The following is an 18,802-nucleotide window of genomic DNA, read 5'->3' as shown; positions in this document are numbered from 1 at the left end:
GCGTAGTCTGACAGGCATCCCACGCAGATTTGGTACACCCGTTTGAAAACATCTTCCGCGGACAGCGGTGTCTCTACGATCACGAGTGTGTCAGCCGACGGTAGCCGTAGGCGATCCCGGCTCGCCGTCTCCTTGGTTGTCGCCGCCTGGATCTTGGCCGCGGTGATGGCACCTGTGATCCTCGCGCTGGCGCACATGAAAGCCAGCGATACCGGCTCCGGGCTCCTGCCTCAGGATGCCACGACGTCTGCGCGCAACAGCCGGATCGCCGAAGCGTTCCCGGGCGCTGACACCAACGCCATCGCCTATCTCGTGTTGGAAAGCCGCGACGAACTGGGTCCTGCGGACCAGCAACACATCGACGCTGCCGTCAGCGCGCTTCGCGCCGACACCGACCACGTGGGATCCGTCCTCGACTGGTGGTCAGACCCGCTGACCGCCGCGCTGGGAACCAGCCCCGACGGCCGATCCGCTATCGCCATGGTGTGGCTGCACGGCGAGGTAGGGACCCCCCAAGCGCGAGAATCGCTCGCTGCTGTCCGATCGGTGGTCCGAAAGCTTCCACCGAGTGCGGGGCTGCACGCCCGGATATTCGCGCCCGAGACCACCAGTCGCGTGCCCTTCGACATGGCCGCGTGGCAGGGCGCAGTGATTGTGATCGGTGCGCTGGTGATCGCCGGCTTGCGGCTCATGCGGGCGCGGCTGGGCGCGATTTCGGTGGGCATGGCGCTGGTGACCGTCGGGCTGTCGCGTACGGTGGCGTGGCCGCTCGTCACGTTGACGACGGTAAGCCGCGGCGGGTACTTGCCGGTGTTCTCGGAGACCCTGGCCTCCGTCCTCACAATCGGAATAATCACCGCATCCACCATGCTGGTCGGGCGGCTCGGACACGAGCCGAGCACTTCGGCTACGCAGCCGCGCCCATACCGCGACATGCTGCCCGCACTGGCGCTGCCCGGAGCATGCGTCGTGGTGATCACCGGCCCACTCCTATTGGCCCAGACTCCGGCTCTACACAGCGTCGGCGCTGCGGCGCTGAGCGCGGTAGTAGCACTTACTGCCTCATTGACGCTGGTGCCTGCCTTAATCGGTCTGACGCCGCCAGCCGAAAGCTCGGTCGAGGCCGCTTCGAGGCAGTCATCGCTGCGAACCAGCGCTGCCAGCTGGGCACGGCGTTTACCGAAACCCAGCTTCGTCAATCCGGTTGTCGCCACTGCCCTAGTGCTGGCGATCTGCGCGCTGCCGGTACTTGGGGCCCGCTCTAGCATCACCAGTGCAGCCAACCCAGCTGGGACAAGCAGCACACGATTCCTTCCCGGGAATCCGCTGCCCGACGTGGTGGTCATTACTGCAGACCGCGACCTTCGCGACCCGGCCGCACTCATCGCCATCGACCAGGTCAGCCATCGGCTGATGGAGATTCCCGCTGTACGCAAGGTGGAATCGGCGGCATGGCCGGCCGGAATCCCATGGCCTGACGCCTCGCTCACCTCAGACGCGGGTGCGCTTGCCGATCAGCTGAATCGCAGTGCGGGGTCGTTCCTGCCGCAAATCAACGCGATCAAGTCGCTAGCATCCGCGGTCGATCAGGTCAGCGGGGCCGTCGACCAGCTGGAAAGCACCGTGAACGTCGGACTCGCCGGGGCAAACCAACTCCAGCAGAACATCAACTCCGTGCTCTCCATCACGCAAAACCTCAAAGGCAGAACCGCCGATGTATCCAAGTACCTGGACCCGTTCCGCGCCTGGATCAGCGGCATGGCGTTGTGTCCCGACGAGGTGTTGTGCTCGGCTGCACGCAAGGTCGTCGAACCCCTCGACTCTGTGGTCACCAATGTGGCCACACTGAGTAATAGCGCCGATCGCATCGGGGCGATCTCGACTAAGACACTGGGCGCCTTCTCCTCCACACCGCACCTGGTGGCGCAGATGCGGTCCACGCTGGGGCAGCTGCGCTCCTTCGTCCCGAAACTGGAGGCGACCATCCAGGAGGTCATGCCACAACTCGTGCAAGTGTCGGCGTTCCTCAAAGGTCTCAGCACCGATTTCGCTGACACCGGCGAGGGCGGCTTCCACCTATCCCGGAAGGAACTGGCGTCTCCGTCCTACCAGCACGTACGTCAGACGATGTTCTCGGCCGACGGAAGGGCCACCCGTCTGTTGGTCTTTTCCGAGGGAAACCACCTGGGCTTGGACGCGTCGGATCGCGTGCAACAGCTCGAAATCGCCGCTGGCAAGGCGATGAAATACGGAAGCCTGGTCGACAGCCAGATCATGGTGAGCGGCGCCGCGCAAGTAGCTGCGGCAATCCGCGGTGCCCTCTGGCACGACGTCGTACTGCTGACCCTCACGATGCTTGCGGTGGTTACCCTGGTCGGCATGTGGCGCGGCGCCGTCAGTGGTGTGGTGCTCGGCTTGGGGATGCTGGCCTCGTATTTCCCGGCGCTGGGGATCTCGATTGTGCTATGGCAGCACCTCATGGCTCGCGAGCTCGCTGCTGCGGTGCCGCTGGTGTCGTTCGCCATCCTTGCGGCGTTCGGGATCCCGTATCTGATCGCCACTCTTCTTGTGGCCGACAGCGCCACGGGCGCGTCGGCGAGCTCGGTGTCGGCTCGGCGCGCGGTTGCGCCGCTCCCCATGCTCGGTGCCCTACTTGGGGCCGGCCTGCTGGTGGTCTCGGCAGGTTCCTTTAGCGCTGTCAGCCAGCTCGGTGCCGTGCTGGTGATCGGGCTGGGCACGCTGACCGCAGTAGCACATTTGTGCATTCCGGCCGCGGTGCGCAGTCGTTCCCGGGCTCAGCAAACGACCAGCGCCGAGGTGCCCGCCACGGATCGTTGAAATGGGTGGGACCCACCCATCCGACGCAGCTAGTCGACGTTCACGGGTTGGTTCCACTTTGAGAGCGTGACCTGGACCGTCCCAGAACCAAGGTCTACCGTTGCCCGGACTAAGCGGTGGGAACCGTCGGAGGCAACCCACACGGTTGCCGGTCGCGAACTTCGGGCGCCCGGGTCCAAGAGCTTGACGGTGTCCGTCGGCAGGGTTCCGGTGATCTTGGTGGTGGGAACGCCGTCGATCACCTCCGAGCCTTGCGCCTGCAGATTGCTGATGCCCGACAGTATCGTGGTCACACCATTGGTGGGGTCCAGCACCCGCGAGGCCGACAAGTCGGAGACGGAGCCGAGATTGGTCCAGTCGTCGAACAGCTTCACGGAGATGTTGTCGTCCTTGGTCCGGAACGGGACACCCGACTGGTCGTTATACGTGCATACGCCCTTTGCGGCGATCGGATTGGCCCGGACATCGACGTCGGCGCTGGTGATACCGAGCATGCTGTCGATTTTTCCGGTTGTTCGCACCGCCAGGTGCACGCTCGTCAATGCCTTCGTCGCGTCCAGCGACTGCTTGAGCTCGGCTACCAGCGCCGGGTCAGCCGTCGTAGTGACCGAACTCTGCGGAGCGGACTCGGGTTTGTCAGACGAGCATCCGGATAGCCCTAGCACCAGACCAGCGCTCAGCGTTAGCAGAACGGCGGACGTCGCCGCCGAAGACCGATAGTTCATTGCGCATCCTTTCGATGGCGTTTTCTTCCGCCGCCCACTGGGACGACGGCAACGACGTTCTCCGGCCGGGTAGCCGGCATTCGTCCTGTCGAGGCTCTTCTCTCTTGGGTCGTCGATCACTTTGGACAACCACCGAATCGGCGTGTGCAAAAAAATCGGGGTCGTCCGGGCGCAGATCTGACCAACCCCCGAGTCCGGAGCAGTTTTCGGTTGTCGCTGGGAAACAACCCCGGCGAGGACCGAACTATGCATGCACCGACACTTTTTCCTCATCGCGCTCGGCTAGTCTCGGGTTTGCGCCATTGGATTCGGGGCTTTGGGTGATTTGCTCGGCGATGTGGTCGGCGACTGCGGCGGGGGTGGGATGGTCCAAGATCACGGTGGGTGGCAGGGTCAGCCCGGTGGCGTTCTTCAGCCGGTTGCGTAGTTCCACGGCGGTGAGCGAGTCAAAGCCGAGATCTTGGAACGCCGCGTCGGAGTCGATGTCCTCCGGCGAAGGCCGGCCCAGCACCGCCGCAGCCTGCGTGCGCACTATTCCCACCAGCAGTTCGTGCTGTGCGTCGGCATCCAGCCCGTGGAGGCGTTGCGCCAGAGCCGATTTCGACTGGGTGACATCAGTGGTGTCGTCGATCTGGCGTCGCCGTGGTCGGCGCACCAGCCCGCTGAACAACGCCGGCAACGCGCCGCCCTGGGACCGGGTACCTAGTGCGGCCCGGTCCAGGCGGGTGGCAACCATCAGGGGGCTGTCGATCGTCAGCGCCGCGTCAAATAGCTCCAGCGCCTGCTCGGGGCTCATTGCCGCTAACCCGCTACGGCTCATCCTGGCCAGATCTCGGTCGCTCAAATGAGCGGTGATGGCGCTGGTCTGCTCCCACAAGCCCCAGGCCAGCGATACTCCGGCCAACCCCGCGGCCTGACGGTGAGCGACCAACCCGTCAAGAAACGCGTTGGCCGCCGAGTAATTGCCTTGCCCCGGTGAGCCCACCGTGGCTGCGATCGAGGAGCACAGCGCAAACATCGACAGATCCAGCTCACGGGTGGCCTCGTGCAGGTTCCAGGCCGCGTCGACCTTGGCCCGCAACACCGGGTCGATCCGATCTGGTGTCAACGAGGTGATCGCCGCGTCATCGATCACCCCGGCGGCGTGGATCACGCCGCGCAGTGGCGGCCACTCCCCCGCCAACTGGGCCAACAGGCCTGTCACCGCGTCGCGATCGGCCACATCACAGGCCGCCACCTGCACCCGTGCGCCCGCCTCGGCTAATTCGGCCGCCAACTCAGCTGCCCCTTCGGCGCGATCACCCCGCCGGCTGGCCAGCACCAGATGGCGCACGCGAAAGGCGCTGACCAGATGGCGGGCCAGCACGCCACCGACCATTCCGGTGGCACCGGTGATCAGGACGGTGCCGTCAGCAAGGCTGTCGGGTAATGCCGATGGCATGGTCAAGACCACTTTGCCAATATGGCGGGCCTGGCTCATAAACCGGAACGCCGCCGGCGCGCAGCGCACATCCCAAGTCGTGACCGGAAGCCGCTGCAGCACATTCGCGTCGAACAGCTCCCTAACCTCGCCCAGCATCGCCTGCATCCGCACCGGGCCGGCTTCTGACAGGTCGAAGGCCCGATACCACACACCGGGATAGTTGGAAGCGATCTTCTGGGCATCGCGGATATCGGTTTTGCCCATCTCCAGAAAACGCCCACCGCGGACTAGCAAACGCAGTGATGCATCCACGAACTCGCCGGCCAGCGAGTCGAGCACCACATCAACCCCGCGCCCCTCAGTGACCGCGAGGAACTTGTCCTCAAACTCCAGCGTGCGGGAGTCGCCGATGTGGTCGTCGTCAAACCCCATGGCGCGCAGCGTGTCCCATTTACCGCGGCTGGCGGTGACGAACACTTCCACACCCCAGTGACGCGCCAGCTGCACCGCCGCCATGCCCACTCCGCCGGTTCCGGCGTGAATGAGCACCGATTCCCCGGCCTTGATCTCGGCCAAGTCCGCCAATCCGAATAAGGCTGTCAAGAACACCACCGGCACGGCGGCGGCCTCGGCAAACGACCAGCCCTGCGGCATCAGGGCAATCAGCTGCTGGTCCACTACCGCCAGCGGACCGGCCCCGCCCAAAAATCCCATCACCGGGTCACCGACGGCCACACCGGCCACCTCGGGACCGGTCTCGATCACCACCCCGGCGCCTTCTGCACCTAGGGGTGGGGCCTGGCCGGGATACATCCCCAGCGCGGCCACCACGTCCCGAAAATTGACCCCAACGGCCGATACCGCTACCCGCACCTGTCCCGCCTGCAGCGGTGCCTGCGCCTCCGGGCACGGTTGGATCACCAGATCCTCCAACGTCCCGCCGCCTCCGGCAGCCAACCGCCACGCCGAGTCCGCTGCGGGCAGCCCCAGCAGCGGCGCTGCCGGCGCCAAGCGGGCGTTGTGCACAACACCGCCGCGCACCAGCAGTTGGGATTCCCCGACTGCGGCCAGCGGAGCCACATTCACCCACTGACCCACCGGTGTATCGGCGTCGACTAATACGATCCGGTCAGGTTGTTCGGCCTGCGCCGATCGCACCATGCCCCATACCGCCGCGGCGGCCAGATCGCTGACATCTTCACCGGCCAAGCCCACGGCCCCGTGGGTCAACACCAGCAAGGTGCCCGCGCGATCTCTGCTCAGCCAGGACTGCAACACCTGCAGCGCGGCGTGGGTGGCCGCATAGACCGAGCCCACCACATCCGCTGCCGCAGAGCGGAATTCCCAGACCACCACGGCTGCGTCACCAGCCGACCCGCCATTGCCGTTGGCAGCCGCCGCCGCACCATCGCCGACGCAGAAGTCCTCCCAGGACAACACCGCAGCCTGATCGGATTGGTCTATGCCGTCGTGACTCAACGGCATTGGTGACCACACAACTTCCAGCGGTCCCTGGTCGGATCCACGTCCGGCCGCGTTCACCGCAGCATGCAGCTGCTCGGCGGTCATCGCGCGGGTCACCAGGGCGCCGACCGTCAGCACCGGCAACCCGGTGGCGTCTGCGATCTCTACCGAGATCGCATCGGCGCCCGCGGAGGCCAGACGCGCCCGAACCCGCCCGGCGCCGCCAGCATGCAGCGACACTCCCCGCCAGCAGAACGGCAACATCGTCTCGCTGGTCTCGATAGCCAGCCCCAGGGCATGCAGCACCGCGTCCAGCACGGCCGGGTGCATCCCCATTCCGTCGACCGCCACCCCGGCCTCGACGGGAGCGACCACTTCAGCAAAGAGCTCCGACTCACGCCGCCAGACCGACACCAGCCCCTGAAATGCCTTGCCGTAGGCATAGCCACGCGCGGCCAAGCGCTCATAGCCATCGGAAATATCAACGCTCTGCGCGCCCTCCGGCGGCCACACCGACAAATCCGCCGACGCCTGCGCGGCGCTGTGCCCCAGTGTGCCCATGGCATGTAGCAACCATTCCTGCGCGTGATCACCCCGGGAGTACACCGACACGGCCTGGCTCCCCGCCTCGTCGGCGGGGCCTACCACAACCTGAACTTGTACGCCCAGCCCCGGGTGCAGCACCAGCGGCGCCGCCAGCACCAGCTCCTCGATGACCCCGCACCCGACTTCATCGCCGGCGCGGATCACCAGCTCGACGAAGCCCGCCCCGGGAAACAGCACGACCCCGCTCACCACGTGATCGGCCAACCACGGCTGGTCGGCCAACGATAGCCGGCCGGTCAACACCACGCCGCCGGAATCCGGCCGCTCGACCACCGCGCCCAACAACGCATGCTCGGTAGCGCCCAGACCCAAACCAACCACATCGGCGGCCCCAGCCACGCCCGGCGCCTCCCAGAAACGCCGCCGCTGAAACGGATACGTGGGCAACGTCACCCGGTTGGCGCCCGAGCCGGCAAACACCGTCAGCCAATCCACCGGCACCCCACTGGTGAACAACTGGCCGGCCGCGCTCAGCGCCGAAGGCAGCTCGGGACGATCTTTGCCCAGCACCGATACCACCACCGCCTCAGCAGGGGCCAATGACTGCTCGATCGAGCCCGTCAAGCCACTACCGGGACCGACCTCGATGAAATGTGTCGCCCCGAGCGTCTCCAAGTGACGCACACTGTCAGCAAAACGCACCGGCCGGCGGACATGCTCCACCCAATACGGCGCCGATCCGAAATCATCAGCGGCGCAAACCAATTCACCGGTCACGTTGGACACCAGCCCGATCTGCGGCTCCCGTGCCTCGACGCGGGCAGCGAGCTGGGCGAACTCCTCCAGCATGGGCTCCATCAACGGCGAATGAAACGCGTGGGAGACCGCCAACTGATGAGTCCGGCGCCCCTGGGCAGCGAACTTCTCGGCAATTTCGCTGACCGCGGCCTCGGCCCCGGAGATCGTCACCGAGCCGGGCGCATTGATCGCGGCGATACCCACTCCCTCACCCAATAGAGGCATCACCTCGTCTTCAGATGCTGCCACCGCAACCATTGCGCCACCGGTTGGCAACGCTTGCATCAGCCGACCCCGCGCGACCACCAGCATTGCCGCATCCGCCAGCGTCAACACTCCGGCCACGTGCGCCGCCGACAGCTCCCCCACCGAGTGGCCCATCACGAAGTCCGGCCGCACACCCCAACGCCGCAACACCGTGAACAACGCCACCTCAACCGCAAACAATGCGGGCTGAGCAAACTCGGTGCTATCCAGCGTACTAGCGTCGGCACCCCACATCACCTCACGTAGCGGCAATCTCAGTTGCTGATCCAACTTGTTGGCTACCGCATCGAACGCTTCGGCAAACACCGGCAAGTGGTCGTACAACTCCTGACCCATCCCGATCCGCTGGGCGCCCTGCCCGGGAAAAACCACCACGGTCTTGCCCACTGAGCCCGCTTGCCCGATCACCACGCCAGCACCCGGGTCGCCATCAGCCACCCCAGCCAACCCCGCGATCAACTCTTCGCGGTCACTGCCCACCACCACAGCCCGGTGCTCAAACACTGATCGACCCGCCAGCGATACCCCGACGTCGGCCGGATCCAGGGTCAGGTCAGGCTGGACAACGGCCAGCAACCGACTCGCCTGGGCTGCCAACGCCTCCGCTGACTTCGCCGAAAGCACCCACGGCAACACCGACAAACGTGAGCCGCTTGGCGTGGCTTCACTCACCTCAGCCGGAGCCGGCTCGGGCGCCTGCTCCAGGATCACATGCGCGTTGGTGCCGCTGATTCCAAACGAAGAAACCCCGGCGCGGCGTGGACGCCCATCGACCGGCCAGTCCCGAGCCTCGGTCAACACCGATACCGCGCCGCTGTCCCAATCCACTCGCGGGGAGGGCACATCGACGTGCAGCGTCGCCGGCATAAACCCATGCCGCATCGCCTCAATCATCTTGATTACCCCGGCCACTCCCGCCGCGGCTTGGGTATGACCCATATTCGATTTGATCGAACCCACCCACAGGGGTCGATCCGCCGGGCGGCCTTGCCCATAGGTCGCCAATAGCGCGTGCGCTTCGATCGGGTCGCCCAACGTGGTGGCCGTCCCGTGTGCTTCGACCACGTCCACCTCGGCCGTGCCTAAGCCCGCGTTGGCCAGTGCCGCGCGAATCACCCGTTGTTGGGCGGGTCCGCTGGGTGCGGTCAACCCATTCGACGCGCCGTCTTGGTTGATCGCGCTGCCGCGTACCACCGCCAACACCGAATGCCCCAGCCGCTGGGCATCCGATAGCCGCTCGAGCACCACCACCCCGGCGCCTTCGCCCCAACCGGTCCCGTCGGCCGCGCCCGCAAATGCCTTGCAGCGTCCATCGGCGGCCAGCCCCCGCTGCCGGCTGAACCCAACAAAAATCGACGGCAATCCCATCACCGTCACGCCACCGGCCAAGGCCAGATCGCACTCGCCCGACCGCAACGACGCCATCGCCCAATGGATTGCGACCAGCGATGAGGAGCAGGCGGTATCCACCGATACCGCCGGGCCCTCCAGCCCCAGCACGTAGGAAACCCGCCCCGAGGCCACGCTCACTGCGGTGCCGGTCAAGCCGTATCCCTGCAGCCCCCCGGTCTCCTTGCTGCCATAAGTCGGCGCGAAGATCCCAGTGAACACCCCGGTCGCCGACCCCCGCAACGACAACGGGTCAATCCCGGCGTGCTCTAACGCCTCCCAGGAAACCTCGAGCATCAACCGCTGCTGAGGGTCCATCGCCAGCACCTCGCCGGGGGCTATCCCGAAAAAACCCGCGTCGAACCCCGTGGCGTCCTCGAGAAAGGCACCGGATCGGGTATAGGTCTTACCCTCCGCATCGGGGTCGGGATCAAACAATCCCTCCACATCCCAGCCGCGATCCGTGGGAAACTCCGTCACCAGGTCTCGGCCCTCCGACACGACCTCCCACAAGTCCTCGGGACCAGCCACGCCACCAGGAAAGCGGCACCCCATCCCCACCACCGCGATCGGCTCGGTCTCGCGTTGTTCGTATTCCCGTAGCCGTGCGCGCGCCTCGTCGAGCTCTACAGCAACCTTTTTCAGATAACGGAAGAGCTTTTCGTTTTGCTGCTCGTCCCCTTCGCTGCCCGTCGTCATCGGTCAGTTGCTCCTCTTCATCACTCGCCAAACTCAGAATCAATTAACTGAAAGATCTCGTCAGGAGTGGAGGCCGCCCGGATCTGCTTGCCGAAACGGTCCTCACCGTCGGTGATGGCGCCCAGGATGGCGCGCAGCCGATCCGCCACCCGCTGCTTGTCATGGGCTCCTATCGCCACCACCATCGCTTCGAGCCGCTGCAGCTCTTCGTCCAGTGGTGATCGTCCGATCCCAACGACAGTTGCCGAGGTAGGCACCAGCCCCGTGTCCCCTACCGACAGCGCGGTCTCCACATACCGAGCCAAACCCGATATCGAGCCGCAATCCCATCCGACAGTGTCAGGAAGCCGCAGGCCGGTGGTTACCGCCAATCGTTTGCAGAGCCCGACCGTCATTTGCGAGTCGAAACCCAACTCCGAGAAGGCCAAATCGTGATTCACCGACCGGGGATCGGGCTCACCCAACATCTTGGCGGCTTCCGCACCTACGACGTCCGCCACCAGCCGGTAACGCTCTTGCTGCAAAACGGCTAGCCGCTCTTTAAGGTCTACGTCGCCAGCGTTTCTGGGGGCATCATGCGCAATCGACGCCGGCCGGCTATCGCGTCGCGCCGGCGCATCGGACTCAGGCTCGGTCAAGGATAGTTCCCAAATGGGTGTAGTCGGACTTTCCTGACGAAGTGCGCTGCGCAACAGCTTTCCGTTCGCGGTTCGAGGGAGTCGCTCGACGGTGGCAAATCTATGCGGCACTTTGAATCCCGACAATCGGGTAAGCAGTCGCCGGTGAATGTCTCGCATCACCGATTCGTCGATTAAGGCGCCGCTGGCCGCGACGACAAAGGCCTGCAGTGTCGACGCACCGGTGGACTCCCTTACCCTGACAACCGCAGCCTCAGCCACCGCGTCGTGCTCGACAATGAGTCGCTCGACCTCCCGCGGATTAACATTGACCCCTCCGACAATTTCGGTGTCATCCGCGCGGCAGCAGTAGCTAACCCATCCGTCGTCGTCGACGCATACCCGATCCCGGGTGTCGAGCCAACTCCCATTCCCCGGCGGCGGATCGGGCCAATTCCAATAGCCGGGGACGATAGCTGGTCCGCGCACCCAGAGATCTCCCTCAACCCCAGGTCCGGCGGTGCTGCCATCCGGCGCAACGACGCGAATCTCGTAGGGTGGAAGAACCTTTCCCAGCGTCCCGAGCCGCCATTCATCAACGCTATTGGATACGAATGTCTGGCCAACCTCGGTAGACCCAATTCCGTCGAGGACGGGAATATCGCCGAAGAATTCCGTCAGCCGCGCGGCGAGACCTATCTCTAGGGCATCGCCGGCCGATACCACGCAGCGCAGCGACCGGAAGGACTCGGGAGCAACGGTGTCCACAACACTCGCGAAAAAATTGGGCACACCGTATAGCACCGATGGCTCGAATTGCGCACTCAGCGCTGCGGCTGCTTCCGCAGTTACCGGCGACGAGCTGATAACCGCGGACCCCCCAGTAGCCAGTGGAAACCAGACCGAATTCCCCAGCCCATACGCAAAGTACATGCGAGCACTACATAGCCCGATATCTTGGGAAGTGAGCCGCAACGCCTTGCGACACATCGCGTCAACAAAGGTCAACGGGTCAGCGTGTCGATGGATCGCCGCTTTCGGCGGCCCCGTCGTACCGGATGTGTAGGTAGCGTACGCCAGCGCGTCACCACTCAACGTTTCGTACTCTCCCGGCCCGACGTCCGCAGCCGCCGACATGAGCTCCGCTGCCTCGGCCACACCCGACCGCTGAAACCGATCGCGCAGAGCACTGGTCGTGACCACCAACGCCGGTTCGGTGTCGCGTTCCTGAAACGAGTGGTCGTCGCGATGAAGCTCGGGATTCGCCAGGAACGCAATAACTCCGCGCGTCAGGCAGGCCAGCAGGAGCTGCACGAGGTCCGCAGAATCCGGTAGACACAGCAAGACCCGATCTCCGCTGCCAACACCGCGCGTTCTGAGCACTTCCCCAAGACGGGCCGCACCGTCGTGGATTTGGCCATGAGTGACGACGTCGGGCGTGTAGTAGGCGGGCCGGTCGTACCATCCAGCTGCCGAAGCCTGCTCAGCCAGAAACCCTGCAAGGTTGCCACTCCGCATTACTGGATGACCGTCCTAGCGCGCCGCAGCGATGACGCTAGAAAACTGACGACGACCGGTGTCTTCACGCGGCGCGTCTTGAAATACACTTCGCAGGAAGTACTCGGTGATAATGATGACCGGTTCACCTCTGGCAATGACGCGATAACGGCGACCGACAATGCGGGTCCGCAGATTCGGATGTCGGTTGAATGCGAGCCACCGCGGCAACTCGCCAACCCACACTTTAGCCGGTTCCTTGAAGGTCTCGATATAACTGGCCGCCATGACCTCGCCAATGGGGTCATCCGTCCTGGTTAGGCTCGTGACGATCTCGGGAGGTAGCAGATCAATGGCAACTAATGACTCTGCGGCAACAAATACCGACCCCGATGTCCGCCCCTTGAGCAAGATATCACGCTGCAGAACTCTGTCTACCGCCGAATGCGCCAGCTCGGGTATCTTCGGCGCACTGCGAATTCGTTGGTGCATAATCTGAACATCGATCTCTTCGTTAGCCACGACATTGAGAATCCGCGTCAGAGTGCCATTAGTAGCGATCAGGATGCGAAGATCGCGATCGAGCTTTCGGATCTCTTCATCAGACAGAGTGCAGTCAGTCATATGTTGTTTCTCGGGATATCGGGCGTCACCACACGCATTCGCGGTCATGCCGTACGGTCCAAGCGGGTGAATCCGTGGTTGAGGTAATGCTCGACGCACGCTGAACGCCGAACTTTGCCACTCGTGGTGACCGGAATGGAGCCCGGCGCCACCATCACGACATCCGCCACGCGTAAACGGTGTGACCGGGATATCGCGGATGTGATTTCCCGTTTGACCGCGCGTAGCCTATCCCCCTCCTCCTCAGCTGTCCGGCCCCGCCTCATGAGTTCGATGATGGTGACCAGCCGTTCGGTGTGATGATCCGGCACAGCTATCGCGACGACCCGCCCACCAGTGATGTCCTGCATCGTCGCCTCGATGTCATCTGGGTAATGATTGGACCCATCCACGACGAGCAGATCCTTGATTCGGCCCGTGATGTACAGGTCGCCCTCAAACATGACGCCGAGGTCCCCGGTCCGCAGCCACGGAGCCACCGGTGTGTCCGGCGAGGGATCGACTAGCGACGCACCGAAAGTCCGCTCGGTGAGCTCGGGGTTTCGCCAATAGCCCGTAGCGACGTTGTCCCCCTGCACCCATATTTCGCCAACTGCGCCCTCCGGATTCTCCTTTCTGGTTTCGGGGTCGACAATGCGCACCGTTGATGCCCGCGGCGTGCCGTAACTGACCAGTTTCGCGCCGTTGTCGGCTGCGTTCTCGCAGCGCTTGGCCTGGCCTGCAGACAGGTGCTGATAGTCAAAACAGACACTCGTCGGTTCGCGACCAGGTCCAGCGGTAGCCACATACACCGTCGCCTCCGCGAGCCCGTACGAGGGCCGGATTGATGTCGGGCTGAGGTTGAATCTGGCGAACCGATCGATGAAACGCTGGACTGTATCTGCATTTACGCGTTCGGCGCCGGTGGCGATCGCCCGCACATGCCCAAGATCGAGTCCGGCCATGTCGTCATCCGACGTTCTGCGCACCGCCAAATCGAACCCGAAATTCGGAGCACTGGAAATCTGTCCGCGATGTTTGGCCAACAACTGCATCCAGCGAGCCGGCCGTTGCAAGAATGCCATCGGATCTAACAACACTGCGGTGTCTTGGTTGATCATTGGAAGCAGGACGCCCAGCATCAAGCCCATGTCGTGATAGAACGGCAGCCACGACACCGCAGTTGACGGAACCTTCTCCACGTCACCGATGTAATCCGACATCAGCTGCTCGCAGTTGCTGATGACGTTCTTATGCGTCACGACAACGCCGGCCGGCGAGCGGGTCGATCCCGACGTGTACTGAAGGTATGCCGTAGCCGGATGCTTACGGGGAGTCATGTCGAGCTCGCGCGGCGAGTCCAGGTCTAGCGAGTCCACCGCGATGACGATCGGCGCGGGTCCCTGCGCCGCGCGGGCATGCGGCGCGTACCTTGTGACCTCGTCGATGACAGACGACGTCGTAAGGATGACCGTCGGTAGGGAATCGCGCAAGGCGGCGGAAATGCGGTCGTCATGAATGCCGAACTGAGGCACTGGCAGTGGAACGGCGATCAGATCGGCCTGTAGTACGCCGAGGAAGGCGATGATGTATTCGAGACCCTGGGGGGCCAATACCGCGACCCGATCACCGCTGGACGCGCAGATCCGAAGCTCCTCCGCTACGACCATCGACCGCCGGTAGACCTGCCACCAGGTGAGAGTCTCAACAAATCCCGCGTGATCAGCGTCATAGTCGACGAACTTGTACGCCGCACGATTGGGGTACTCGGTGGCCACCCGCTGCAGCAAGTCGACGAGCGACGACTCCCGCAGCGCGAATCGCGCTGCGGTTCCGTTCAGTGGTTGGGCGGATTGCCGATCCGTGACCCGTTCCAGCTGCGTCGCCACCCCGCTGCCAGCCAGAAATGACGAGTTGGTCTTCATATCATCCTTAGGCTCTTGACCGAAGAGATTACGGACGATCCGCCGCCGTGTCCTTCGAATCGGAATCGACGCACATACGGTTGCTACGCTGTCCGGGCCGATGACGCCACATCGCTGAGGCCCCACGACAATATCAGGTGCACCCTTGCAACCAGCTGTGAGGAATAATCCGCTGGTCCGCGCCGACGGCAGCGCAGCGAGCCCGTTTCGGCCGACACCCTGATGGGGCGCCATGCCGGCATCCTAGTTGGTTTCGTCCGTGACCTCCGGCTGCTCACCCTACCCCCAAAGGCTGACTGGCAGCCGCGACGACATCGTCATACCCGGTTAGTGAGAATCTCGCTCGGCGGACCCGGACGGTCACTGCAGGTCTGACCGCCCTGGTGAGCCATGACAAACCCGAGGGAGCGCCTCAGAGTTTCTTGAGCCCGCGCAGAACCTTGGCGTGCGGCAGGCTGGCGGCAACAGTCTTGCGCAGCCTTGGGTTAACCAGGCTGCCGTTGATGACGAGCAGGTACCGCAGGCCGTGATCGCGCCATTCCGCGACTTGATCGATAACTTCATCGGGTGTCCCGCTGAAGACAACCTCTTTCATCAGTGCAGGCGGGACCTTGGCCGCGTAGGACAAGACCGTGTGCTGGTCCATGGTCTGCGGGATCAGATCCTGTACGCCGGAGAAGTCGGCTCCCATGGGATGCTCGACGCCGTGACGTGCCCAGGCTTCGGCGGGCACACCGAGCGCCGTCATCTTCACGATGACGGAGTTCAGCGCCTCCTCCACATCGTCGCGATTCCGGCCGGTGATTACGCCGCGCACAGCCGAAGGGGTGATTGACATTGGGTCACGACCGGCGTTGGATGCCGCAGCGCGAACGGTATCGAGCGCTCGGCTGTAGTCGGTCGGACGAACAAGGACAATAGGAATCCAGGCGTCGGCATAGCGTCCAGTGGCACGCAGCATTCGCGGCCCGTGGGCCGCGACCCAAATTTCGGGCCACTTACCGCGGTAGGGCGGCAGGTCGAATAAGGCGTTTCGCAGTGGAAAGTAGGGCGATTCGCGAGTGACAAGCTCGCCGTTCGAGTTCCACAAGGCGCGGATTGTGGCGAGGGCTTCTTCGAATCGCGCGACGGGTTTCGTCCACTCCACGCCGTATGGCTCGTTGCCTTCCCGTTCCCCGACACCGATGCCAAGGGTGGCGCGACCGCGGGTAAGCAGCTGCAAAGTCGCCGCGGCTTGGGCGGTCACCGCCGGGTTGCGCCGACCTGCGTCAGTTACGCACACGCCGAGTCGCAGCTTGCGCGGCAGCCCATAGGCGAGATTTCCCAGCATCGTCCACGGTTCGTAGTTGGCGTCGATCTTGGGCACCAGCCTGGCCGCATGGCCGAGGTACTCCGGTGTCGCAATCGAGCGCGGGACCAGCGCGTTCAGATGGTCACCAACCCAGTACGAATCGGCGCCCATCGCGGCGGCAGCCACGATGCTCGACCGAGCGAGCATGGTCGGCGGAAACCGCGTGTGCACGAGCGAATCGACAAAGCCGAAACGGAATCCAACCATGCTCACCGCACCCGTGGCGTGTTGTCGATCAAGATCATCCGGGCAGGTTACCGCAGGCCCGCTTGCTGCGGCGGGCCGGCGATGCGACAGCGGGTATCACGGCGCACCCGTCCGGCGTTGGTGTTCCGTTTCCCGCAATCCGATCGATAGGTTGCGCGTCTGCCATACTCCTTGCCCATGGCCTTCAGTCGCACCCACCGCCTGCTTGCCCGCGTCGGGAGTACCCCTGTCTACAAGAGGGTTTGGAGGTACTGGTACCCGCTGATGACGCGCGGGCTCGGCACCGACGAGATTGTGTTCATCAATTGGGCCTACGAGGAAGATCCGCCGCTGGCCCTGCCGCTGGAGCCGTCCGACGAGCCCGACCGGGCCCATATCAACCTGTATCACCGCACGGCCACCCAGGCCGACTTGAGCGGCAAGCGGGTTTTGGAGGTCAGTTGCGGCCACGGCGGCGGAGCCTCCTACCTGACGCGCACCCTGCACCCGGCCTCCTACACGGCCCTGGACTTGAACCCGGCCGGCATCAAGCTATGCCAAAAGCGACACCATGTGCCCGGCTTGGACTTTGTGCGAGGCGACGCGGAAAACCTACCTTTCGACGACGAATCCTTCGACGTGGTGCTCAACGTCGAAGCCTCGCACTGCTATCCGCACTTCCCGCGTTTCCTCGCCGAGGTGGTGCGGGTGCTACGCCCAGGAGGATACTTTCCCTACGCAGACCTGCGCCCCAGCAATGAAATCGCCCAATGGGAGGCTGATCTGGCCGCCGCCCCGCTTCGGCAACTTTCCCAGCGCGAGATCAACGAGGACGTGCTGCGCGGCATCAGCAAGAATTCGCAGAAGTCGCGGGAGTTGGTCGATCGTCATCTGCCGGCCTTCCTGCGTTTCGCGGGCCGCGAATATATCGGCGTGCACGGCACGCAGCTATCTCGCTACCTGGAAAGCGGGGATCTTTCGTACCGGATGTACTGCTTCACCAAGGATTGAGGCGGAGTCGCGGCCGGCGCCCGAGACTGAGAACAGTAAAGCTGCTCGGGTATTGTCGCGCGGATGAGTCCAGCTGAGCGCGAGTTCGACATCGTCTTGTATGGCGCAACCGGATTCTCCGGCAAGTTGACCGCCGAGTACCTCGCCCACAACGGGTCACAAGCACGAATCGCGCTGGCCGGCCGTTGCAGCGAACGACTGCGGGCGGTGCGGGAGATGGCAGGCCCACGAGCACAGGGCTGGCCGCTAATCCTCGCCGACGCGTCACAACCGTCGACCCTCGATGCGATGGCTGTGCGGGCTCAAGTGGTGCTGACAACAGTTGGCCCCTACACGCGCTACGGCTTGCCGCTCGTGGCCGCGTGCGCCAAAGCCGGCACTGACTACGCCGACCTGACCGGCGAGGTGATGTTCTGCCGAAACAGCATCGACCTCTACCACAAGCAAGCCGTTGACACCGGCGCCCGGATAGTGCTTGCCTGCGGATTCGATTCGATCCCATCGGATCTCAACGTCTACCTGCTGTACCGGCGTGCGATCGAAGACGGCGCCGGTGTACTCTGCGACACCAACCTGGTGCTCCGCTCGTTCTCCCAGCGCTGGGTTTCGGGCGGCTCTGTGGCAACGTACTCCGAAGCGATGCGCACTGCGTCCAGCGACCCTGAAGCCCGCCGGCTGGTCAACGATCCCTACACACTGACCACGGATCGGGGCGCTGAACCAGAGCTTGGCCCGCAGCCGGATTTTCCCCGCCATCGCGGAAGCGACGTGGCGCCCGAGCTTGCGGGCTACTGGACCGGAGGATTCGTGCAGGGCCCCTTCAACACTCGAATTGTTCGTCGTAGCAATGCCTTACAGGACTGGTCCTATGGCCGTCAGTTCCGCTACACCGAAACGATGAGTCTGGGGAAGTCTTTTGCGGCGCCGGTTGCCGCTTCGGCTGTCACCGGCGCCGTCGCAGGCGCCATTGGTTTGGGCAATCGATACCTCAGCCGGTTACCGCGCCGACTAGTGGAGGCCATGATGCCCAGGCCAGGCACCGGTCCAAGCCGGAAAGTCCGAGAACACGGCCATTATCGGTTCGAAACCTATACCACGACCTCGACCGGTGCCCGCTACCTGGCGACTTTCGAGCACAATGTCGACGCCTACCAGTCTACGGCGGTGCTGCTCGCTGAGAGCGGTCTCGCGCTGGCGCTCGATCGCGATCGGCTCTCGGAGTTGCGCGGTGTACTTACTCCCGCAACGGCGATGGGCGATGCGCTGCTGGTACGTCTCCCGGGCGCCGGGGTGTCGGCATGGACGACCCGGCTGAACTGACAGCGGACCGCGGTGACTGCAGCGGGTCGCAAAGCGTGACCGGCGCGGTGTCGGCGTCAACGCAAGGCTGTCAATAGCGACGAAGAAATTTTGCTGCTGGTAGAAAATTTCGGCTTTCAGGTAACCGTGTGTACTCGAGGGTT

9 protein-coding genes are annotated in these 18,802 nt (G+C 64.1%); 3 read left to right on the top strand and 6 right to left on the bottom strand.

The features are described from left to right. Positions 1-87 precede the first annotated feature (87 nt). Positions 88-2,838 carry an MMPL family transporter gene (locus F0Q45_RS09265; RefSeq protein WP_149653664.1) on the top strand — a complete coding sequence of 917 codons (2,751 nt, stop codon included), beginning with the start codon at positions 88-90 and terminating at the stop codon, positions 2,836-2,838. Positions 2,839-2,867: 29 nt separating this feature from the next. Here the strand turns inward: F0Q45_RS09265 and F0Q45_RS09260 are convergent, their stop codons facing one another. The 6 genes from F0Q45_RS09260 to F0Q45_RS09235 all read right to left on the bottom strand — a co-directional run bounded on the left by F0Q45_RS09260 (position 2,868) and on the right by F0Q45_RS09235 (position 16,349). Next, on the bottom strand, positions 2,868-3,563 hold the full coding sequence (locus tag F0Q45_RS09260; protein WP_149653663.1) for an LppX_LprAFG lipoprotein: 696 nt from the start codon (positions 3,561-3,563) through the stop codon (positions 2,868-2,870). 244 nt (positions 3,564-3,807) lie between these two features. After that, a complete protein-coding gene (locus tag F0Q45_RS09255) occupies positions 3,808-10,149 on the bottom strand; it encodes a type I polyketide synthase (RefSeq protein WP_149653662.1) in 6,342 nt (2,113 codons plus the stop codon). 20 nt (positions 10,150-10,169) lie between these two features. Beyond that, positions 10,170-12,284 (bottom strand): p-hydroxybenzoic acid--AMP ligase FadD22, encoded by a 2,115-nt coding sequence (locus tag F0Q45_RS09250; protein ID WP_149653661.1) that lies wholly within the window; start codon positions 12,282-12,284, stop codon positions 10,170-10,172. A 15-nt stretch (positions 12,285-12,299) separates the two neighbouring features. Beyond that, positions 12,300-12,887 carry a chorismate--pyruvate lyase family protein gene (locus tag F0Q45_RS09245; RefSeq protein ID WP_149653666.1) on the bottom strand — a complete coding sequence of 196 codons (588 nt, stop codon included), beginning with the start codon at positions 12,885-12,887 and terminating at the stop codon, positions 12,300-12,302. Between the two features lie 44 nt (positions 12,888-12,931). Beyond that, the gene (locus F0Q45_RS09240) at positions 12,932-14,680 is read right to left on the bottom strand and encodes an AMP-binding protein (protein ID WP_188112850.1); all 1,749 of its coding nucleotides are present in this window, start codon (positions 14,678-14,680) and stop codon (positions 12,932-12,934) included. A 523-nt stretch (positions 14,681-15,203) separates the two neighbouring features. Further along, complete coding sequence (locus F0Q45_RS09235; protein ID WP_149653659.1) at positions 15,204-16,349, bottom strand: LLM class flavin-dependent oxidoreductase; 1,146 nt, start codon at positions 16,347-16,349, stop codon at positions 15,204-15,206. A 177-nt stretch (positions 16,350-16,526) separates the two neighbouring features. Here F0Q45_RS09235 and F0Q45_RS09230 point away from each other — a divergent pair, with 177 nt between their 5' ends. Together F0Q45_RS09230 and F0Q45_RS09225 are read left to right on the top strand one after the other, a co-directional pair. Then, positions 16,527-17,339: a phthiotriol/phenolphthiotriol dimycocerosates methyltransferase gene (locus F0Q45_RS09230; protein WP_149653658.1), complete on the top strand. Its 813-nt coding sequence runs from the start codon at positions 16,527-16,529 to the stop codon at positions 17,337-17,339. A 63-nt stretch (positions 17,340-17,402) separates the two neighbouring features. Further along, on the top strand, positions 17,403-18,659 hold the full coding sequence (locus tag F0Q45_RS09225; protein WP_149653657.1) for a saccharopine dehydrogenase family protein: 1,257 nt from the start codon (positions 17,403-17,405) through the stop codon (positions 18,657-18,659). Positions 18,660-18,802: the final 143 nt, after the last annotated feature.

The sequence above is a fragment of the Mycobacterium simiae genome, from assembly GCF_008370645.1.
GTDB classification, from domain to species: domain Bacteria; phylum Actinomycetota; class Actinomycetes; order Mycobacteriales; family Mycobacteriaceae; genus Mycobacterium; species Mycobacterium simiae_A.
The sequence above is the reverse complement of the archived record's forward strand: the minus strand, read 5'-3'. Positions and strand labels throughout refer to the sequence as shown.

What these genes read in the sequence shown, in the direction of transcription:
- F0Q45_RS09250 (WP_149653661.1), bottom strand. Translation starts at nt 12,284, where the DNA reads ATGCGGAGTGGCAACCTTGCAGGGTTTCTGGCTGAGCAGGCTTCGGCA.
- F0Q45_RS09230 (WP_149653658.1), top strand. Translation starts at nt 16,527, where the DNA reads ATGGCCTTCAGTCGCACCCACCGCCTGCTTGCCCGCGTCGGGAGTACC.
- F0Q45_RS09255 (WP_149653662.1), bottom strand. Translation starts at nt 10,149, where the DNA reads ATGACGACGGGCAGCGAAGGGGACGAGCAGCAAAACGAAAAGCTCTTC.
- F0Q45_RS09245 (WP_149653666.1), bottom strand. Translation starts at nt 12,887, where the DNA reads ATGACTGACTGCACTCTGTCTGATGAAGAGATCCGAAAGCTCGATCGC.
- F0Q45_RS09235 (WP_149653659.1), bottom strand. Translation starts at nt 16,349, where the DNA reads ATGGTTGGATTCCGTTTCGGCTTTGTCGATTCGCTCGTGCACACGCGG.
- F0Q45_RS09225 (WP_149653657.1), top strand. Translation starts at nt 17,403, where the DNA reads ATGAGTCCAGCTGAGCGCGAGTTCGACATCGTCTTGTATGGCGCAACC.
- F0Q45_RS09260 (WP_149653663.1), bottom strand. Translation starts at nt 3,563, where the DNA reads ATGAACTATCGGTCTTCGGCGGCGACGTCCGCCGTTCTGCTAACGCTG.